This is a genomic window from Staphylococcus sp. EG-SA-2 (assembly GCF_017152085.1).
On record NZ_JACYHC010001183.1, the window covers coordinates 1 to 654 of the forward strand.

General features: G+C 34.1%; 1 pseudogene. It reads right to left on the reverse strand.

What is annotated here, in order from left to right:
* A pseudogene (locus tag IDG60_RS19415) lies at positions 1-654 on the reverse strand (SAV1866 family putative multidrug efflux ABC transporter); the annotation flags it as partial.

Here is a 654-nt window from a genome sequence, read left to right on the forward strand (position 1 = left end):
CTTTTTCAATACTCAAATTAATATCTTTTAAAATTGGAGCTTCGTTATCGTTATATTGAAAACTAACATGATCAATATCAATACGACCTTGTTTAATTTCAATAGGTTGAGCACCAACACCATTTTTGATGTCATAATCTTCATCAATTAATTGGAATACACGGTCCATTGAAGCAAAACTTTGCGTTAAAGTTGTAAATGATGCGACTAAACGACGTAAAGGCCCGAACAATAACTCCAAGTATCCAACAAATGCTGCAAGTGTACCTACTGTGATTGATCCAGAAATAGCAAGATATGCACCAACACCGATGACAATTATTGGTCCAATATCTGTAACTGTATTAATTGCGGCAAAGGAATAGGCATTCCATCTTGTATGTTTCAAAGCACGTGTTAAGAAATTAGTGTTCTTTTTATCAAAGTTTTTCGCTTCATTGTCTTCAATCGCAAAACTTTTAACGACTGAAATACCTTGAACACGTTCATGCAAGAATCCTTGAACCTCAGCTAATGCTTGCGATCTTTCACGCGTCAATTTTCTTAATCTTCCAAAGAAAACGTACACCGTTAAAATGTAAAATGGGAAGATAAACAGTGCTGCTAAAGTCAATTTCACATCTAAAAAGAACATTATGGATAGTGCAATAATAA